We start from the raw sequence: 4,136 nt of genomic DNA, 5'->3' as shown, positions 1-4,136 counted from the left end.
CCGGAACCCTGACCCTGTCGCTGGACGGTGGCACCTTCGAGGATAACGGCGCAGGCAGTCTGCTCCATAAAAGCGGCACCAATAATTACAGCAAATTGACCGTGGATTATGATCTCGGGGAGATTAACGTCTGGCGAGCGAGCAGTTATACAGCGGCCACAGCCAATGCCTCCTATCAGCCAGCGGTGGCCATAACTGGCGCTGCAATCAGTGGGGCTATCCCGGTCTCTAACCAGAACCGAGGTTCCAATTACACCCTGAACATGGCCGAGGCCAAGCCAAGGCCGGGAACACTGGTGGTCAGCTATATCGCCCTCGGCAAATGGCAGGATATCCGGGATAACGGCGCAGGCCAGATGATCGGCTCTGGAACCGGCACCATTATCTTTGCAACGGGATCGGCAGCAATCACGCTCGATGCTCTGCCCGATCCAGACAGTGCCATTGTTCTCAGCTATGTGGCACAAAATGATAATGAGGTGACGATTAGAACCGGATCGGTGCCGGTGGATGATATAACCTTCCGGCATACTGTTCAGAAGCCCGGTATCAAACCCGGTTCCATGACGGTGACGTATGTTTCGTCTGGGGAGAATAAAACCCTGACCGATCAGGCCAATGGTCTGCTAACGGGCGATGGCAGCGGCGCTATCCATTACGCTCCCGGCGAGCTGAGCTTTAAGCTGGATAACCTGCCCGATAGCGGCACTGAAATACAGCTGACTTATGAAGAAGGCACCAGTGCCGGTGGCGAGGTCATTGTGGCTGTGGATGGTCAGGGCGTAATGAGCGGCACTATTCCGGGGGCTCCCTTGCTCCCGGGTTCTATTCAGCTGCAATTTTTGGTCGAGCAGTTATCCAACGTTCCCAACGGTGCAAGACTTGAAGATGATTGGACGTCCTATGAGTCCACCAGAAATGTTGCCAGGCAGATAAGCGATGATACTGCCGGTGGCTGGCGAGGAGTAACCGGCAGCATTGATTACCAGACCGGGGCGTTTACCATTCTGGCATTGCAGAATTACAACTATCCAGAATGGCGGGTAAGAACTTACGCCGGTGGTAAAATCAGGGAGGTCGAGGCCACCAACGTCCCAAAAGTCCAAACCTTTAACGGCAGCACCATCACCGTCATTGCACAGGCGAGTAACCTGAGTCATGCGCCTTACAATGAGAATATTACCTCGCCAGAGCTGACCATTGATTTGTTGCCCTTGATGGACAATACCGTTTTGCTCCCCGGCAGCGTGGTCTTTGAATGGAACGGTGAAACCTACTTTGACCGGGACGGCTTGCTCTATAAAAACCTGAGCACAGAAACCAATGCCGGTATTCAGGTTGGCAGAGTCGATTACAGCGGCGGATTGGCAACACTGGCCAACTATCCGGCTGGCACCGTCAATACGGCCACCATTCAGGCAGCGGCAACCATCGGGGTGGGCTTTGGAATAGATGCGGTGGCTTTCCGAACTCCCGGCGCTCCGATCCGTCAGGGCAGCTTGCAGCTAACGGCGGTGCGGATAGATAACGGGGATATTATTACGGCAACGGCAGATTTCAATGGTGAGTTTGATACTGCAGAAGTGAGCGGGAACATCGACGTGAATACTGGCTGGTGCGAGATTGAGTTTACTGACGGAACTGATCCGATTTACGTGATCCCGCAAAGTGTCCGTTACAACTGCGTGGTGGAAACCAGCCTGCCGCTCGATGCTGAACTGATCGATCTTGACCCGGTGCGTCTGCCTCCCGATGGCAAGGTTCCCATCTATCGAGCCGGGGACATTGTGGTTATCAGTCATACGGCAACCACCGATGCAGGTACACCAATCGCAGGACAGGTGATTAACCTGGTACGTGACCATCAGGCAGAAATAGTGGTGGAAGATAGCAGCGGGGCTTTGCTGGCCAGCGATCAATATACCGTCGATAGAGAGGCAGGCACCGTTACCTTTGCTGATCCGTTGAGCCTGGTTGATCTTGGTAGTAACCCACTGGCTGCACCCTTCACCATTAAGGATCGGGTCGAGCACATGAGCGTTTTAAGCGATGTTCAGATTAATGGCGATCTGTCCATTATCTCCCCGGTGCCTTGGGATTTACCCGCCTCCGAAACCACGGTGAGCAGTGCGGTGGTCTATGGCGATCTTCAGGCCAGAGTAAAGAACTTTTTCAGCCAGAAGGTATTTTCAGATTGTAGAGGAAAAGCTCGGGATCATAGCTAACGGCAGCACAACAACGGATACCGCTCCAATTAACCCGGAAGCGGGAGTGCCTTATTTCACCTTGAAAGCCGATGGTTGGGGCAGCGGCTGGTCAACAGGCAACGCTATCCGGTTCAATACCGATGGGTGCCTTGCGCCTGTTTGGATTTGCCGGACGGTGCTTTCAGGTCAGGGTACGGAAACAAACGATGATTTTACGCTACAGATCCGGGGGGATGCTGACTGATGCCTGTTACTTTTTATTCTTCAGAAGATCCGGGAGCGCCACAATTTGTTTATTCAGGCTCAAACGGCAGCTATAAAATCGGAATTATTGAAATTATGGATTCCATTCTTGTGAATGGCTATAGCGGCAAGACAGGTCTTGGCTGGACAAAAGTAATGACCAGTGCCGTTGCAGGGAGTGATCGCACCGTTTACAGAAACCAGTCAGCTTATCAATCGGATTGTCATTTGCTGGTCGAGAGCAGTCCAACTAATTCAGGCTGTTTTAAAATGCAGATTGCTGATGTTGTTTCATCCCCTGAAGATTACTCCGGCTATAGTCAGGTAATTAATGTTTATGTAAGTGGCTACAAATGGATGGCTGTTGGCGATGAACGGAGTTTTATTTTCATTGCATACCCATCAACTATGTATAACTACACCAGCAGCAATTTCCACCTTGTTGTACCTTTGTGTATTTACATTGGTGATGTTGACCACTTAAACAATATGACACATCTTGGTCATGCTTTGATTACGGATTCGATGTTTGCAGGCACTATGGAAACTGTCACAAGCTATAGCAGCAGACCGACTTTTTTTGATGACTTTGGGAATAACATCTTAACGAACAAGACAATTCGACCAGTAACACAGGTTCCCGGTGAGGAATGGTCTGAAAACGATTGCTATCATTTTTTGACCAGCATTTTGCCTGAAAATAATGCTAACGCAGCAGGTGCTGGAAAAAACATCAATTCATTTGAGCAGACTGCACAGCTCCGTGTCCCTTGGTTTTTGGTAATTAATCAATTGTACGTTTATCGCCTTCGGGGACTTTATAATATTTACCCGATGCTTGACCACAATGATGAGAGCGGCAGTGCTCACATGCTTAAGCCTATTAACATAGATGGCATAGAATACAGGGGAACCAAGCAGAACACTGATCGATTTAATGGAGTTCCGATGTCTTATTACATTCAAACATCAGGAGACTGGTAATGTTTACGGCATCATGGCATCTGTTCTCGGAAAAGCCTCCTGCTTATGCAAATCGAATCGTCGGAACATTAACCGTAGATGGCCTGCCTTATGAAGGTATAGTGTTTGCACTTGCTGTAGGAAAACTAAGTTATATCTCCGGTCAACATGTAAAAAACGGCGATTTTCACATTCAATTAATCCCGGAAAAGTACAGCACCAAAACCTTAAATCTGTTGGTTTTTAAAGATGGTCGGGCGCTCGCCAGTGAACCCGTTACTCCCGACAGCGTGGTTGTCTATGACCTCACCATCAGCACCAGCGGAGGCGGTGGTGCGCCAACGGGCGACCCGGCCACCATCAGCGGCAAGGTAGAGCGAGTGCTGGACAATTTGGCCGAACCCGCAGCAAGGCAACTGGTGGCCATTGAGCATAAGCCCGATGGTACATGGGCGGTGATCGGCAATACGACCAGTGACGCAGGAAATGGCAGCTATACGCTGGATGTGCTGACCGAAGGCGGTGATACTTTTGTGCTGACGATGGACGAATACGGTGTTCCTTTCACGGCTACAGCTTCTGTGGTTCAGGGAGAGTTAATTCATCCCACCGTACCCAATGGCCATGTTTACCGGGTTGAAGCAGGCGGCAACTTGCCAGCTACCGAACCAACCTGGTGGATTGATACCGGCACCAACCATACTCGCACCATTGAAGGGGATA

General features: G+C 50.5%; 1 protein-coding gene and 2 pseudogenes. All 3 read left to right on the top strand.

The annotated features are described in order from the left end of the window. Positions 1-2,225, top strand: a pseudogene (locus J7439_RS24950) (hypothetical protein); the annotation flags it as partial. Positions 2,226-2,450: 225 nt separating this feature from the next. Beyond that, entirely contained in the window at positions 2,451-3,434 is a 984-nt protein-coding gene (locus J7439_RS24945) for a hypothetical protein (protein ID WP_209204760.1), read from the top strand. Next, positions 3,434-4,136: pseudogene (locus J7439_RS24940) on the top strand (hypothetical protein); the annotation flags it as partial. The gene J7439_RS24945 and the pseudogene J7439_RS24940, both read left to right, overlap by 1 nt.

The organism is Salinisphaera sp. G21_0 (assembly GCF_017744115.1).
In the GTDB taxonomy this organism is placed as follows: Bacteria; Pseudomonadota; Gammaproteobacteria; order Pseudomonadales; family Endozoicomonadaceae; genus Endozoicomonas.
The sequence above is the reverse complement of the archived record's forward strand: the minus strand, read 5'-3'. Positions and strand labels throughout refer to the sequence as shown.

Excerpts from the sequence above, each read along its gene's own strand:
- J7439_RS24945 (WP_209204760.1), top strand. The coding sequence starts at position 2,451 with ATGCCTGTTACTTTTTATTCTTCAGAAGATCCGGGAGCGCCACAATTT.